The following is a 14,036-nucleotide window of genomic DNA, read 5'->3' as shown; positions in this document are numbered from 1 at the left end:
CCGGAGCTTAGAGGCTGTACGTGACAGTGTCGTCGTTGAACGTGACGCTGTAGTCGGGGCTCATGTCCTCAAGGAACGTCAGCGAGTAAGTGGTTAGCTGGCCAACCTCGCTCCCGTTCTGCCCGGCGTCGTCGGAAACCAAGCGAAACATACCGGTGGCATCTGCGAACGTCGCGGCTCCGGCATCCAAGTCAGCGGCGAGCGGCGGCATAAACGAGACTGTTGCCTGCCCCGTGCCGTCGGCGGTGCCTGCTACACGGCCCAAATCCGAAGACGTGAAGATGTGCGGCCGCCCGTCACCACCGATGTAGTCGCCGGCATAAACGACTGTTCCCGGCGTCAATCCTGTGATCGTGATGGAGGATGAGCCAGCAGCGGCCGCCAAGTTGCTTGCAGACAGTGACCAATCTGGATCGGTCGGTTCGCGACGCCTGAAGTCGAAGATAGAGACCCGGTTGAGGCGACCCTGCATCTTCGCAAGAAAGGCGTCCATCTGCGGTCCGGTGACATGTGGGCCCGTACCCCAGTTTCGGTAGGAGTCAGCGCCGCGAAACGACATCGAACACACCCAACGGGGCGCTGAGAGACCGTAATATTTGCCCTGCCGTGTGAAGGGGCTTTCGCTGCCTCCAGTGTGCGGCTGAAGCCAGAACTCCACCGCATACGGAACGAGGTCTTCCGGCCACGCATAATCCGCCATCGGCTAGAGCCCTTCAATCTTCATGTTGTGGCTGACGAGGCCGCCCGAGACGTAGGTGTGCGCGTCCGCGACGGTCATCTGCACGACGTCCGCTGTTCCGTCGGGCGTTCCCAGTTCCTCGGCAGTCTTCCACTCGCCATCAATCAGGATGCGATGGCCAGCGGTCGCGCGGATAGTCTTCCCGCTGGCGGTGACCTGGAACACTGGCTGATCGGGGACGATGCGATGGGCCGAGACGTGATAGATGCCCTCGAGGCCGCTTTCCTCGTGAACGGTCCGCAGCTGCATGTACCGCTCGATCGCCCCCGCCTCGATCACCGAGCCGTCGGCGAGCAGCACCGGCGTGTCTGTGGCGACGCACGCACCGGAGCCGCCGCCGCCACTGCCAGCGCCTGAACCGCCGCCGGTCGAACCGCTGGCAGGAACCGCCTTAGTCGCGACGAAATGCCGATAAGGGTTCGAAGAGGATGCGAATGCGCTGCTGTAATCACCGACGCCGCCGGCAAGAACGAGCGCTTGGTACGTTACCGTGCCGCCAGCGCGATCCGGGTCATCATAATAAATGTAAACCAAGGCTCCAGAAGCTGCGCCAGTAGCGATCGGCGTTCCGCCAGTCCCGTTCACCGTGACATTCTTGTCTGAATAGACGCGCGTGTGGCCGGATATCGTCACGGCGCCCGCTGAGCTAACGGAGAACGTCAGACCAGTCGCATAGCTATTGGCGATCAGTTGCGCGGTTTCCGAAGAGGTCAGCAGCGGAGCCGGAACACTCACGGTAGGGGGCGTCACCGGAGAGGCCGCAACCGGCTCGTCATAGATTTCGGGGTTCTCCTCGCGCAGCGACGCGACGACGCCCCAGTCCGGGGACAAGCCCCAGTTGAGCACCGTCCAGGCGTAATTGCTGAGCCCGTACCGCGGCGTGTCCAGTTGCACCGTGTCGAGCGCTTTCACCTTCAATCCAACGATGTTCATCGGCCAGACGACGGTCTTCTCGGCTTGCGCTCGGTTGAGCATGATCCGCGCGACCCGAACCGCCTGGTCGAGGTTTGTCGTGAAGGCGAGGTCGAGATCCGATTGCCTCACGTCGTCGGGAGCGGGGGTCAGACGCTGCGTCGGGAACGGTGAGCCCTGATAGCCCTCGTTCGGGTTGATGTAGGTGCCCTGGACTTCGTTCGCGCCGACGTCGGAAGGCATGAACGGCGAGACCTGAATGGCCCCGGCCAGGTCGCCTTCGCTCAAGGTCGCGCTGACCGGCACATAAAAGCCTGGGCGCATCAGATGCTTGCCGCCCGAGAAGGTGTAGCTGCCAGCCATATTCACGACGAGTGCGTCCCGTACCTCAGCCGGGGACGCCCCTGTCTGGATCACCGCGTCGATCGCATAACGCGGCGCGCTGTTCACCACCTCGTCGCAGACGTTCGCCTGCGCGCTTATCCAAGCATCGTCGGGGATCTCGTCTTCGTATGCACCGAAGCCGCCTTCCTCGCGCGCAGTCTTCATCCAGTCGTAAAAGATCAGCGCAGCGTTCCGGGTATACCCAGCGACTGCCGTGCGAGGATCGAGGATGTCATCCTTTCCTTCGATCACCGCGGTGATGTTCGGCATTCCCGCCTGCACGACCGCATCCGTCATCTGGAACTTGGCGTAAATCGCGGCAACATCGTTGCCCTTGTGCGCGCTCGTCCACTTGCCGCCGCACTCCGAAACGAAGGTCGCGTTCGCCGTCTCGCTGCTCAAACCGCGCTGGAACCACAGCCAGGCTGCGTTCGCATATTTGCCGCTGGTGACCTTGCCCGACCCGTCTACCGTCACGGCTTCGTCGTTCAGATACCAAGTGACGACGCCTTTGCAGCGATGCCCGGCAGCCGCGATGACGAAATAGCGGTAATGCTGGCCGCCCGACGCTCGAGAGTGGAAAAAGGTCAGCAGTCCGCCGACGCGCCGTTTCCCGTACACGATGAAGCTGCTCGTCACCGCCTGGCGGAATACCTGCGGGGGTCCGACCTGGTCTTCGGCCTTTGGAGCACCGGAGCCCAGCTTCTTCATCGCGAAGGACAGCGCCAGACTGACGGCAAACGAAAGGCCGATGGTGACGATCGCCGTGGCCACCGAAGCAGACACAGCGGTTCCGAAGATCGCAGCCCCCAAAGGCGGTGCGACGAAGGCAATCGCAATCGCGGCCGCGACGCCGATGATCGAAACGATGGTCTTACTCACGGAAGCGGCTCACTTTCCAGCAGCACTCCGCACGCGACATCGGGAGCATGTTATCAGCGCACTCGATTAGGTCGCCGCGGCAGATGCCGAGCGCGGAGAGCTCACCGCTTTTCACCAGCACCAGGTCGCCACGCATCGCCATCAGCGGCTTGTGCGCTTTCGTTCCGAGCGCCTTGCTGACTGCCGACTTGAGCGTCCGCGCCTTGAGTTTCCGGTACAGCTCGGCGGCCTCGCGAGCATTGCGCGGTGCACCCCCGAGCTCGGCCCAAATGTCTCGCCCGGTTTCAGCCTTCACATGCGCGGCGGCGACGTCGGCGCAATGCTGCTCCCAGCCGATCACAAAAGGCCGTCCCGCCCGCCGCGATATGACGGACTTCCGCCGCTCGCTCTACCGCCACCGCCAACTCCCGCCGTGGTCTGCTCGGCTTTGGCCCAGAGGATCGACACCTCCGTCATGCGCGAAACATATTCGAAGAACTTGTCGCCGGGATGCTTGCGCTGCTGATATTCGTCGGTGAACCGCTTGATTGCCGGGCGGCGCTGGTCGATGCCGCGGCTCTCACCCGCAACCTCGACGGTCAGCGTGTCGCCGGCATCGGTGATCTTATATTCGTCGAGGCGACCCTTCCAGATGAGCGCGGTTGCCTCGACTTGCTGGTAGGTCTCGTTCAGCGCGCCGGCATAAACCTCGAATACTACGCCGCGAACCGCTTGCTGCGCGATGTCGTCGCGGAATTCCGCTGGCACCTGATAGAGCGCTGCACGTATGCCGGTGGCGCTCCCATCCGTCGCCTCTCCGGTCGTATCGATCGAGCCAAGCCCGCCCGCGCCGATCCAGTTGCGCGTGTTGCCGTCCGCGTCGGCGAAGATGAGGGTACCGAGACCCGTCCACACGTACAGGGGATCGGGCAGCTCGATGCGCAACGCCTGGAACGGGCGAACGACCGGCTCGTCGATCGCGTCCACAAGAGCGGTCGGAAGGTCGCGGCTCATGCGCGGCGACGCTCCTCGCGAATGGCTTGGATGGCCCCATGCTTGGCCAGCATTCCCATTCGCGCGAGGTCCTCGTGAGTCGCGGCATTGCCGGCGAAGTTCGGCGCGAAATGTTGGTTGACCGTGATCCCGCCGCCTCGTCCCATGTTACGGTTCGGCGTGACATAGCCGCGGCTTCCGAACCGGACATATTCTGGCCCCTGCTCGCCCACCAGGTAGGTTCGCCCCGGCACCACCGGGCCTCCTTGCGCGTGCGGAATCGGAAACGGATGGGCGGCGAACCAGTCGCCGAGCCCGCCGCCGATGCTGGTCGGGCCTCCGGGCGACATGCTTCCGCCGCCGAAAATCCCGCTGATCGCCTTGAACAGCAGGAACTTGACCGACATCTCCACAAGCGAGGCGATGATCGACCGCGCGCTGTCGTCGATCAGGTCGACGAGGCCGTGCCAGAAGCCCTTGAGGGAGTCGGCATTGGCGACAAGGTCGCCGAACGCGCCCGCCGCCTGCTCGGCAATTCCTTGAAAGGCAAAGCCGACCCGGCCGCGAGTTGACTCTGCACTCGCCGCCAGATTGTCATTGGCCTCGATGGCCGCGCCGGTCTGCCCGTTCATCGCACCAAACGAGGCGGCAATCGCCTCGATCACTTCCGGGTAGCGCGCAAGCGTGAGCTTGCCGATTTGTTCGTTCAGCTTCTCCGCCGGCGCGTTGATCGCTTCCAGCCCCTGCCGCAGGACGTCCAACTGGTGAACGTATTGCTCGGCCCGCACCGTGTCCGGGTTGAGCTCCTCCGTGAGCTGCTGAAACTCCTCCGCAGTGCGCCGCGCTTTCTCCCCGGCGTCCTCGGTTGGCATCGCCAGCTTGATAATCTCGTCACGAAGTGTCGGCACGGTTTTGGCCCCAGCCTCAGCCTTTGCCGAAAGCTCGCCGATGCCCGACGCTGTGGCGCGGATCGCACGAAGCGTCTCGTTCCACCCGGAGAGCACGGCATTGTCGTTGGCGGTCAGCCACGACCCGCCGCCGCCGCGCGGATCGACGCGCACGGGGCTACCGCCGTGCGACTTCTCGTAGCCCTCCATCGCTTTGCCGAGCCGCCGGCGCTCGGCTTCCTCCTGGGCACTCGCCGCCCCGACGGCGCTGCGGATGTCCAGCGGCTTCTTGGCCAGCCAGTCCCGATAATATTGCATCCGCTCGAAGAAGGCCTTGACCTTCGGCATGGCCTTTACCGCTTCGGTCGCCAAATCGGCGAACGAATCCGCCAGCTTCATGATCGCGTCCGCATTGTCGGCGACCACGCCGGCAATCTGTGCCTGCAGCACCGTCTTGAGCGCCGCCAGCTTGTCCGCGGTTTCGTCGGCTTTCTGAATTTGTTTTTCAGACAGCACCACGCCCAGCTTCTGGGCGGCGTCTCGCAAATTGTTGATCTGCGACGCCCCGCCTGAAAGCAGCGTGTCGAGCTTCTGCCCGGACTTGCCGAACAGCGTGACTTCGATCGCCGCCCGTTTCGCCGGATCGGGGATCTTCGCCAAAGCGTTGGCCAGCTCGGGCATCACCGCGCCCGCCGTCTTCACATGGCCGTTCGCGTCGCGGACGCTGATCCCCAGCTCGGCGAACACCTTGGCCTGCGCGCCCGTGCCGCTCGAAGCGACGCCCAGCGATCGCGTCAGCTTCGCCAGGCCCTGGTCCATTTCGTCCTGGGCGATGCCGACCTGCGTCGCTGCGTACCGATATTCCTGCAACTCGGTCGACGTGACGCCCAGCTGCTGCGCCACTTCGCCGAGCGAGCTCGCATATTCGAGGCCGGATTTTGCCAGGCCGACGATTGCGTCGATGGTGAAGGCGCCGGCCAGGCCGGTCGCGAAGCCGACGACCGAGCCCTTGATCCCGCTCGTGATCTTGCTGCCGATGCCGTCGAACTTCGCCTTCATCGCGTCCGCCCGGCGCTCGGCCACGCTGGCGTTGCGCGTGAAGTCCGCGACATTCATCGTCAGGTTGACGGCCAGGTCGCGCAACGTCGTCGGCATCCGTCTCTCCAAATGAAAAGGGCCGCCCCTCTGGACGGCCCTCGATCGATCTTGCTGCGGCTCGTCAGTCGTTCAGCTTCAGCCCGACCCGCCCCATGCGCCCGCCGGCGATTTTCACCCCGATGAAGCCGCACTCGGTAAGCGCGCGACCGAAACCGGTCTGGCTTTGCAGCTCGGCGATCCGACCTTCGTTGCGAAGCCACTGTCGATAATCGGCATATAGCCCGGCGGCGGACATCCGGTTTCCGGCGCGAACCTCTGTGCGGGCTTCCATCCAGTCGATCACCGACCGGTACCGCTCGCCAAGGACTTCGGCCGCCGCAATGCGGCTTGGCTCGCACAGGTCAGGCAACCCGGCCCATGCCCACATCTTCCGCGCCGCCCGCGTGCCGAACGCGATCCGCGCTTCCCGCACCAGTTGCAGCCGCACTCGGACCCGCTCGAACTCGTCCGGCGCTTCCGGCAGCTGCGCCAGCGCCGGCCACTCGCCGCTTTCGTCGTTCGCCCGTTCGGCCTCGAACCGCCCCGTGCGCCGGATCGCCGGCAGCACTTCGCTCGTCACCCACTTGCGGAACGCCCGCGCCGCGGGTTTGCGGCTCCGGAAGATCAGCGCGAACACGCCGGACTCGGAAACCACAGTGGTCTCGCGCTCGCGGCCCATTGCGTCGCTAATGACGACGCAATCGCGCTCATCTTCCTCCAAGCGGGATACAGCATGGCGACTGTTCACAATATCGAGGACCGCGCACACGTCGTTGGCGACGAACCACGCCGCCTCGTTGCGATCTGCCACCCGCACCAGCTGGTCGCCGAAGCCGAAGCTCTGGAGTGCAACCGCGCTCACGCCGGCGCCCCTTCCGCCGCCAGCACCGTCGCCAGCGTCCGCGACGTATGGTCGCGCGCGATCCGCAGCAGGCTCCCGATCCGCCGCAGCGTCTTGGCCGGATCGACCCAATCCTCGTCGGTCACGTCGACCATCGTGTCGATCAGGTCGATCATCTGACCGAGCTCGCAGCCGGCGTCGTACAGCGCCGTTTCGGTAACTCGCTCGATTTTACTGGGTGACGCGGCTTGCGCGGCAATGATATCGCTTTGGTCAGCTTGGCACACGGGAACCTCCGTTGCTGGGTCAGGGCCGGGGCGAAGTTACCGCTTCGCTTCGGCCTGTCTTTTGTACGCACAATGCACCTTGCGCGTCAACAAGCCAGCATTCACCCTTTGTCGCGATGCCACAGGACCGCCGACTAATCATGCGAGTTGACGAGGAATTTCTCCGTCTCGTTGACGACTGGCGTCGCGAGCAGTCCGTGATCCCATCAAGAACCGAGGCCATCCGACGCTTGGTCAGGAAGGGTATGCGATGTTCGGAGTAATTCTCGGCGGACTATTGGTGTCGGCAAGCCCGCACTGCGTCTCTCGGTGGCCTGACGACTTCCAGATGCAAGCGGCATGCGAGCGCAATCAGCGCGAAGGCCGGGCCGACTGGCAACGTATCTATCGAGACGCGCCACCGGATTTGCGGCGGGCTCTCGGTCTTTGCTTACGGCGCTACACCGACCCGAGAGGCCAAACAGACTATCAGATGGCGGGCGCGTGTTCGAGGAACCAACAAGATTCATACCGAGAGCTTCACGGATCCGCCGACAGCAATTTGCTCGCAGAACAGGCCGAAGTGATGAAGCTGTACTGCAAGAGGAGGTATCCGTCTGACCCGCCGGAAGGGTTGGTCGCTTGCGAAAAAGTCCAAATGAACGGGCTAAAGCAATTCATTTTTGCCGGCCGGTTGGGGAGTCTCATCCAGCCTCATCTCCGCAGGTGCCAGGCGACATGGACCAGCGACGGCGTGCCAAATTGGGCGGGTATCGGCAATTGTTCCTTGAAGGCCTCGATCGCCCTTCATCCTGCCCCCTAACCCCGCTGCCGCTCGATCATTCGGTCGAACATCTTCGCCAACTCGCGGCTCTGGTCGGAACGCCGTTTCGGCTTGCGGAGCTTGCGGAGATAGGGCTCCGGGCTTCCTTTCAGCTTGTCCATGCGCCGGAACACCTCGCGTTGGTGCGCCGCGACGATCGTCCGTTCTAGCTTTCCTCGCCTTGTCGCTTCGACGATGACGGCGAAGCTGCGCGGGCTTTCCCGCCAGAAGTCCTGCGGCCCGAGCTCTTCTTCGCACCAGACGGCGAGGAGCGCGAACCAGTCCCACTCCCCGCCTTCTGAGGGTTTTCGCCCGTCCGGCGCGGCATCGCCGCCTCGATCGCCGGCCACATCGCCGCGCCGAGCGCTGTGCCGTCCTCACTTTGCATCAGCTCCCAGACGTCGGCCAGCGTCAGCTCGGGTTGGCAGGCTTTCAGCCCGCCGTAGATCAGTGCCGCCAGATAGCCGACGCGGCTGTTGGCCGCGCCAGCGATCAGGTCGCTGAACGAAGCATTTGCAGCGTCCTCCGCTGCAACGATGCCGGCGAACGAAAACAGGAAGACATATTCCTTGCCCGCCTTCGTCCGGAAGGTTTTGGCTTCAGGCCGCATGGGCAGCGCCCGTCACTGCGCCGGTCACCCGAATGGTCACCGTCGCTTCCATCTTGCCGTCGGGCGTGATGTCGCCGCGCTCATAGCCGCGGACGAATCCGGTGCCGGTATAATCCTTGGCCAGCTCGCCCCGGATCGGCACCACCGCCTTGAATTCGCGCACGCCTTCATCCGACGCGGCGTCCTCGAGCAGCTCGTCCGTGTCGGAACCTGGACGGAAGTTCAGCACGACTTCGAATGTCCCGAAGTCGATCAGCCCCGGCGCAAACTCCTTTGCGTCGCTGTCGAGGTGGGTCGTCTCGACCTCGTCCCGCTCGGCCGTCGGGATGTTGAAGCTGACCACCTGCCCGAGGCGGGTCAGCGTTCCGCTTGCATTGTCGAGCCAGAACTGGCCGCGATGGCCGGTTCCGGCGAGTTGGTCGTCCGCCATGTCCTTCTCCTTTGATTAGGCCGCCTCGGCCCGGCCCCAGCGCACCGTCACCTCGACGGCGGCGTGGAAAATGAAACCGTCGTCCGTCTGCTCGCCAAGGTCGCGCGGTTCGCCGACGTCGCCGCGCCAGAAGACGATGTCGTCGACCTGGGCTTCATCGACGAGTGCGCCGCTCACCGCCTCGGCAAGGATCCGCGACTCCCCATATTCGCGGGCGAAGCTGTTCGCTTGCACCTGGGCCGTTGCCATGTCCTCGAACCCGTCGAGATGTTGCGGCCGATCTCCGCTGATGACTTGCAAGACCACTGCCGGCAGCTGATTGCCCGGACCCTTCTGCGGTCTCGCGACCCAAAAGATCCGGCTGCCGGCCAGGGCCTGCACCCCCGCATCGGCCTTCAGCCGTGCGATCAAGGCCTCGCCAAGGTGCATTTTAGCCGCGCGACTTCGCTGCCGCTCGGCGGTCCCGCCGCTTCACCGCTTTGTCGATCTCGGTTCCCAGCGCGTCGTAAAGCGACGACAGCACCATGTTGCTTGTGTTGTCGAACGCTGGCCGCAGGAACGGTCGGGCCGCCATCTTGCTCGTGCCGAATTCGATCAGGGTTGCATGGCGGGCGCCCTGCCCGCCGGCAACCACCTGCACCCGCACCGAACCTTTCGCGCCCTTCTCCGCCCGAATGCCTCGGGTCGAGCGGCCTTCGCGCTTGGCTTGCGCCCAGGCCGCCCGAAAACCGGCGTCGCGCAACGTTTTCGTTTCGATCATGATGCTGCCGCGAAGGGCGCCCGTTCGCACGGGGACGAGTGACTGCGCGCGTTCGACAACGATGCCCATCGCCCGCACCCCCGCCCGCTTCAACACATTGCGTTCGACACCCCGCGACAAGGACGCGAGGGCGGCCGCCAGTTCGTCGAACCCTTGGAGCTGCGCCCGCCCGACATGGATGCGGTTCGAACCGCCGAAGCGCTTTCGGGCCATCGTTCAGACCTTCGCCACAGCCTGGACCCGGAGGAATTCACGGCGCCCGATCTCCTCCGGCGGAGTGACTACTTCGAAGTCGTGTCCGTCGAAGCGGAGCCGGTCCGTCGGCTCCACCAGCCCCGCGCTCCACCGGAAAAAGAAGTGCATCGGCGCCGATGCGGCATTCTCCGCATTCTGGAATCGTTCGGTGCCCGGTGCTGGCTTGACGGCCGCCCAACGCGTGACCTCGCTTGCCGCGCCGGGAACCGACTGGCCCCAGCTATCTTCGGTCGGTGCGCCGTCCCGGACGATGGTCACCCGTCGGTCCAGAGCGCCGATATTCAGGTTCAGCGGCATCAACCCAATCCGATCGGCCGAAACGGCTCGATCAACGCCTCGACGCCCAGCGGCAGCTCGGTCGTGATGTTGCCAACATTGACCGCCTCGCGGTTCATGTACCAGTGCGCGACCAGCATCAGCGCCGCCTGGGTCAGCTCCGGCGGCAGCTCGGTCGGGTCGTACCCGGCGACATATTGCAGCCGAACCGATCCAGCACCGGCGGCAGCCGAAGGCCACGCCGAATTGTACGCCGGAAGCAGCTGCGCGCCGGCGCCTTCGACGAGGCGAAAGTCCGTCAGCACCTGTGCAGCGCCCGCGCCATCGTCATAATCGACGCTCAGCATCTCGGCAGCGGGCCCGTACCACAGCCGCAGTCCGCGGCTTGGAAAGCCCGCCGCAACCTGGCTGACGATCCGCTGCACCAGCTTCTTGCCGGTTGCCCTCTCGATATGCCGCACCGCCGCCCGCACCAAGCCGGAGATCAGCGCATCTTCATCCTCGCTCTCAACCCGCAGCCAGGCTTTGGCCTGGGCAAGGCTCACCGCCTCGCCGCCGATCTCCAGCACCGCGACCTCGGAATAGGTCCGCCCGCCGCTGGTCGTAACCGTAACGACGACCTTCGCCACCGTCCCCGCCGTTCCGCCGCTCAGCCAGACCTTGACCTGGCTGGCGTCAATCGCGTCGCTGTCGCGGGTCACGCCCTCGGCCACGACGGTGCGGCCCGAAAGCGTCTCGTCGTCTTGCAGGACCCGCACAAAGTCGAACGCGAAGTCGGCGACCTCGCCCGGACCCTTTGGAGGCCAGATGATCATGCTGCCCTCCTCGCCCGTGAAACTGATAATGACCGCGCCGCCCGCGCTGCCGCGCCGACCCGGCTCTCCGCCTCCACCAGGGCGCCCCGCTCTTCCGCGGCGGCCATTCCGACGCGCCTTGCCGGCACCGGGGTCGGCACCAACTTGCGGAGCGCCGACACGGCGGTGACTTCGCCGATCTCGATCGAGGCCGAGGCGCCGATCCGCACTCGCGCGCTCGCTGCCGTGGAAAATCCATCAAGGATCGCCACCGCATTCGCGCCGGCGCGGACTCGCGCTGAAGCAGCGGCGGCGAACGGATTGAGTGCGCCGCCGCCAACACCCTCAACCAGCGCTCGCATGGCCGCCGCGCTCGCAAATGGTGCGAGCACCGGCGATGCCGAAGCCGAAATTCCCGACTGCACCACGTCCGCGGTGCCGGTCGTCGTGAACGCCTGCAGCGAAGCCGCTGCAGCCGCCGAGATCCTGATCCTGACCGCCGCCGCGCTGGCGAACGCGTTCAGCGCTCCTGAGCCCGCGCCTTCGACCAGGACCGCCGCCGCCGACGCGGAGAGGAAGGAGCTGACCGCAATGTTGGCCGTTCCCCGCACCGGCGACGATGCGGTCGCCGCGCCGTCCAGGGCCCCAAGCGCCGGAGCGGCCGTGGCCTTGACCCGAGCTCGTCCGGCGGCGCTCAACCCGAAGGTGTTGAGCGTTCCCGACCCGACGCCCTCGATAACAGCTCGCGCAGCAGCCGCTGAAATGAACGGCGACAACGATACCGAACCAGCACCCTTGACCCGGACCACGCCCGCGGCGGATGCCGTGAACGGCCTCGGAGCCACAGATGCGGCGGCTTTGACGCGCGCCTTGCCCAAGCCCGACGAGCCGAAGCTGTTGATCGTTCCCGCGCCAACACCCTCGACAAGAGCTTTTGCGGCTGATGTGCTCAGGAAGGTTGATAGCGATGGGCTCGCTGTCGCTGTTATGTTTGCTGGAGAGCTAGTGGCAAAAGCAGTGTTGAAGTCGTCGAAGTAGATTGTCCTGGGTGTGGCGACATTCTGCCAGTTCGAACTGCCGAAGCTGATCTTGTTGGTCTTGGGAACACTGGCGTTCCACGTCTCCGAGGCGCGGCTTGTCCAGTCGCCCGAAGCAGGTGGGTTAGCGGCAGTGCTGGTCGCGGTCTCAAGATGGACCGTATCGTCCGCACTGTTGTGCCTAAGACGCCACCAGCGGTGCGTGGTGGCGGAATATGCGACTGATCCGACCGATGTGTTCGCACCGGCAACACGGCGATAAAGATAGAGCGTCGTGTTGTCGCGGAAGATGAAATATCCGTCTGACGCGGAACGGAAGCCAAAATGAACTTCTTGCCCGATGCTTAGCGTGCCCGACGCCTGCACGTTCAAATAGATGCTGCCGCCGGTTATGTCGTAGCTATTGACACTCTCGTAACCGCCGCCGCCGTCCGTGGTGCCAGCAGGCGGGAGGACTTCAACCCTGCCGTTGGTCTCGCTGATCCCGTTGTTGGTGATCCCGGTCCAGCCGGTTAGCCCAAGGTTCCACTTGGACGTGTCGCGGCTGTTGTCATCGAAATTGTCGGTGAATGCGTTTTCAAGCAGGTAATAGCCGCTACCATCCTCCAGGGTGTAGCCGCCGCTGCCGTCCTCTAGGAGATATTTGTCGGCCATGTGGCTTAGATGATTTTAGTTGCGCGCATATAGCTGCCCTGCTGCGGGGTGACTGTGCCCGCACTGTTCGTTACGCGCAGTTGCAACGTCGTGGCGGCGTTCGTGCGCAGCTTAACGTAGAACTTGAACGAATGACGCACCGCAGTTGTCAGCGAGCCGCTAGGCGCATGGGCTATCGTCGTCGCGCTTTCGTTGGTCGCTTCCGCGAATAGTGGCGTGCCCGTGATCGTCGTCGTCGTGAAGCCGGTAACCGGCGTGCTTTCGTAGGAACTATGCAGCGCAATGCAGGCCGAGCTAAGCGCCCACGTCCAAGTTACCGCGCCCGCCGTAGTTTTGGCGAAATAGGCCCAAACCTCAACCTCGTAAGTGCTAGAGGCGTCGAGCGACAAGGTGGACGTGAAGTAATCAGCGATTGCAGGGCCAATAGCCGAACCCGTTGCGCTATACTGGACAGCGCCACCCACAACCGATGTGATCTGCGCCAGTGTCGCTTTCTTCGACGTGCCGGCCTGGTTTACAGCAAGCTCGTCCGTACCAGCAGGGGATGTGACCGCTGTGAGTGCGCTGATTTTGGTATCAGCCACTCAGCTATCCCTGATTAGCTGAGGGGAAGTTGATCGCGAAGCTGGTCACGTCGACCTGCTGCCCCGCGGTAACATTGGTGTTGTCGACGGTCATGTCGCCACCACCGCCGGACGCGGTGATGGATCCCTGCAGCTTGGTGACACCGCCGCTGGTCTTGATCCGCCAGTGGCCGAGCGTGCCGGCATTGTCGGCGGACAAGTCGGAAATCGTGGCGGCGATGGCTTTCGCCCAGCTCGTCGCGTTGCTGAACGCATCCGCTGCCATGGCGATCGTCGCAATCAGCGTGCCGGTGTCCGCCGCGCCGCAGGTCGCGGGTTGCGCGCCGGAACGCAGGTACAGCACCGGCGAGCCGCCGATATCGGTCTCGATCGCGTCGAGCATGGCATGCGCCGTCGACTGCGCAAACTGGATCGTCATCTGACCCGCGCTCCTCTAAAAGCAAACATGGTTGAGCCGAACTGTCCGTAACTGTCCGTCAGCGACGGCGCGTGCGGCCGCCCGACTTTTTCGACGGCGCCTGGCGTGCCTTGTTGCTGGGGCTGGCGCCTTCCGCCTTGTTGCGCGGCGTAGCGCCTTGCGCCTTGGCCGCATATTCAACGACGCCCGCGTCGCGCAGCCGACGCGCATCGGTTTCGGGATAACTCGCGGTTTCGCCGATTTCACGACCGTCGAGCGGCCGCAAGAGCCGCACCTTGATCTGCTTGTCCGCCATCTGCTTCGTCCTTCCTTTGCCGGAGGAACGGCGCCGCAGCGCCGCTCGTCGGGGAAAGGAAGCGGGGCGGACCGAAGCCC

General features: G+C 64.5%; 18 protein-coding genes. All 18 read right to left on the bottom strand.

The features are described from left to right. Positions 1-7: 7 nt before the first annotated feature. The 18 genes from VIL42_10720 to VIL42_10635 all read right to left on the bottom strand — a co-directional run bounded on the left by VIL42_10720 (position 8) and on the right by VIL42_10635 (position 13,956). Positions 8-700, bottom strand: coding sequence for a hypothetical protein (locus tag VIL42_10720; protein ID HEY8593319.1), 693 nt, complete (start codon positions 698-700; stop codon positions 8-10). A gap of 3 nt (positions 701-703) precedes the next feature. Further along, positions 704-2,917: a Hint domain-containing protein gene (locus VIL42_10715; GenBank protein ID HEY8593318.1), complete on the bottom strand. Its 2,214-nt coding sequence runs from the start codon at positions 2,915-2,917 to the stop codon at positions 704-706. Next, positions 2,910-3,257 (bottom strand): hypothetical protein, encoded by a 348-nt coding sequence (locus VIL42_10710; protein HEY8593317.1) that lies wholly within the window; start codon positions 3,255-3,257, stop codon positions 2,910-2,912. Before VIL42_10710 ends, VIL42_10715 begins: the two co-directional genes overlap by 8 nt. Beyond that, the gene (locus VIL42_10705; protein ID HEY8593316.1) at positions 3,254-3,910 is read right to left on the bottom strand and encodes a hypothetical protein; all 657 of its coding nucleotides are present in this window, start codon (positions 3,908-3,910) and stop codon (positions 3,254-3,256) included. Before VIL42_10705 ends, VIL42_10710 begins: the two co-directional genes overlap by 4 nt. Then, a complete protein-coding gene (locus VIL42_10700; GenBank protein HEY8593315.1) occupies positions 3,907-5,931 on the bottom strand; it encodes a phage tail tape measure protein in 2,025 nt (674 codons plus the stop codon). Before VIL42_10700 ends, VIL42_10705 begins: the two co-directional genes overlap by 4 nt. Positions 5,932-5,995: 64 nt before the next feature. Then, entirely contained in the window at positions 5,996-6,775 is a 780-nt protein-coding gene (locus VIL42_10695; protein HEY8593314.1) for a BRO family protein, read from the bottom strand. Next, positions 6,772-7,041, bottom strand: coding sequence for a hypothetical protein (locus VIL42_10690; protein HEY8593313.1), 270 nt, complete (start codon positions 7,039-7,041; stop codon positions 6,772-6,774). The genes VIL42_10695 and VIL42_10690 overlap by 4 nt, the downstream gene beginning before the upstream one ends. 798 nt (positions 7,042-7,839) lie before the next feature. Then, positions 7,840-7,965 carry a hypothetical protein gene (locus VIL42_10685; protein HEY8593312.1) on the bottom strand — a complete coding sequence of 42 codons (126 nt, stop codon included), beginning with the start codon at positions 7,963-7,965 and terminating at the stop codon, positions 7,840-7,842. Between the two features lie 44 nt (positions 7,966-8,009). Then, positions 8,010-8,453, bottom strand: a complete 444-nt coding sequence (locus VIL42_10680; GenBank protein HEY8593311.1) for a hypothetical protein — start codon at positions 8,451-8,453, stop codon at positions 8,010-8,012. After that, positions 8,443-8,883: a phage tail tube protein gene (locus tag VIL42_10675; protein HEY8593310.1), complete on the bottom strand. Its 441-nt coding sequence runs from the start codon at positions 8,881-8,883 to the stop codon at positions 8,443-8,445. The genes VIL42_10680 and VIL42_10675 overlap by 11 nt, the downstream gene beginning before the upstream one ends. A 15-nt stretch (positions 8,884-8,898) precedes the next feature. After that, on the bottom strand, positions 8,899-9,312 hold the full coding sequence (locus VIL42_10670; protein HEY8593309.1) for a DUF3168 domain-containing protein: 414 nt from the start codon (positions 9,310-9,312) through the stop codon (positions 8,899-8,901). 1 nt (position 9,313) lies between these two features. Further along, a complete protein-coding gene (locus VIL42_10665) occupies positions 9,314-9,856 on the bottom strand; it encodes an HK97-gp10 family putative phage morphogenesis protein (protein ID HEY8593308.1) in 543 nt (180 codons plus the stop codon). A gap of 3 nt (positions 9,857-9,859) precedes the next feature. Then, positions 9,860-10,195 carry a head-tail adaptor protein gene (locus VIL42_10660; GenBank protein ID HEY8593307.1) on the bottom strand — a complete coding sequence of 112 codons (336 nt, stop codon included), beginning with the start codon at positions 10,193-10,195 and terminating at the stop codon, positions 9,860-9,862. Further along, the gene (locus tag VIL42_10655) at positions 10,195-10,989 is read right to left on the bottom strand and encodes a head-tail connector protein (GenBank protein ID HEY8593306.1); all 795 of its coding nucleotides are present in this window, start codon (positions 10,987-10,989) and stop codon (positions 10,195-10,197) included. Before VIL42_10655 ends, VIL42_10660 begins: the two co-directional genes overlap by 1 nt. Beyond that, positions 10,986-12,659 carry a hypothetical protein gene (locus VIL42_10650; GenBank protein HEY8593305.1) on the bottom strand — a complete coding sequence of 558 codons (1,674 nt, stop codon included), beginning with the start codon at positions 12,657-12,659 and terminating at the stop codon, positions 10,986-10,988. Before VIL42_10650 ends, VIL42_10655 begins: the two co-directional genes overlap by 4 nt. A 5-nt stretch (positions 12,660-12,664) precedes the next feature. After that, positions 12,665-13,243, bottom strand: coding sequence for a hypothetical protein (locus VIL42_10645; GenBank protein ID HEY8593304.1), 579 nt, complete (start codon positions 13,241-13,243; stop codon positions 12,665-12,667). Between the two features lie 4 nt (positions 13,244-13,247). Then, positions 13,248-13,661, bottom strand: a complete 414-nt coding sequence (locus tag VIL42_10640) for a hypothetical protein (protein HEY8593303.1) — start codon at positions 13,659-13,661, stop codon at positions 13,248-13,250. Positions 13,662-13,719: 58 nt separating this feature from the next. Beyond that, the gene (locus tag VIL42_10635) at positions 13,720-13,956 is read right to left on the bottom strand and encodes a hypothetical protein (GenBank protein ID HEY8593302.1); all 237 of its coding nucleotides are present in this window, start codon (positions 13,954-13,956) and stop codon (positions 13,720-13,722) included. Between the last annotated feature and the right edge of the window lie 80 nt (positions 13,957-14,036).

It is taken from the genome of Sphingomicrobium sp., assembly GCA_036563485.1.
In the GTDB taxonomy this organism is placed as follows: Bacteria; Pseudomonadota; Alphaproteobacteria; order Sphingomonadales; family Sphingomonadaceae; genus Sphingomicrobium.
This window is presented reverse-complemented; position numbering and strand designations above follow the sequence as displayed.

What these genes read in the sequence shown, in the direction of transcription:
- VIL42_10720 (HEY8593319.1), bottom strand. Translation starts at nt 700, where the DNA reads ATGGCGGATTATGCGTGGCCGGAAGACCTCGTTCCGTATGCGGTGGAG.
- VIL42_10705 (HEY8593316.1), bottom strand. Translation starts at nt 3,910, where the DNA reads ATGAGCCGCGACCTTCCGACCGCTCTTGTGGACGCGATCGACGAGCCG.
- VIL42_10700 (HEY8593315.1), bottom strand. Translation starts at nt 5,931, where the DNA reads ATGCCGACGACGTTGCGCGACCTGGCCGTCAACCTGACGATGAATGTC.
- VIL42_10685 (HEY8593312.1), bottom strand. Translation starts at nt 7,965, where the DNA reads ATGGACAAGCTGAAAGGAAGCCCGGAGCCCTATCTCCGCAAGCTCCGC.
- VIL42_10680 (HEY8593311.1), bottom strand. Translation starts at nt 8,453, where the DNA reads ATGCGGCCTGAAGCCAAAACCTTCCGGACGAAGGCGGGCAAGGAATAT.
- VIL42_10675 (HEY8593310.1), bottom strand. Translation starts at nt 8,883, where the DNA reads ATGGCGGACGACCAACTCGCCGGAACCGGCCATCGCGGCCAGTTCTGG.
- VIL42_10670 (HEY8593309.1), bottom strand. Translation starts at nt 9,312, where the DNA reads ATGCACCTTGGCGAGGCCTTGATCGCACGGCTGAAGGCCGATGCGGGG.
- VIL42_10665 (HEY8593308.1), bottom strand. Translation starts at nt 9,856, where the DNA reads ATGGCCCGAAAGCGCTTCGGCGGTTCGAACCGCATCCATGTCGGGCGG.
- VIL42_10660 (HEY8593307.1), bottom strand. Translation starts at nt 10,195, where the DNA reads ATGCCGCTGAACCTGAATATCGGCGCTCTGGACCGACGGGTGACCATC.
- VIL42_10655 (HEY8593306.1), bottom strand. Translation starts at nt 10,989, where the DNA reads ATGATCATCTGGCCTCCAAAGGGTCCGGGCGAGGTCGCCGACTTCGCG.
- VIL42_10650 (HEY8593305.1), bottom strand. Translation starts at nt 12,659, where the DNA reads ATGGCCGACAAATATCTCCTAGAGGACGGCAGCGGCGGCTACACCCTG.
- VIL42_10640 (HEY8593303.1), bottom strand. Translation starts at nt 13,661, where the DNA reads ATGACGATCCAGTTTGCGCAGTCGACGGCGCATGCCATGCTCGACGCG.
- VIL42_10635 (HEY8593302.1), bottom strand. Translation starts at nt 13,956, where the DNA reads ATGGCGGACAAGCAGATCAAGGTGCGGCTCTTGCGGCCGCTCGACGGT.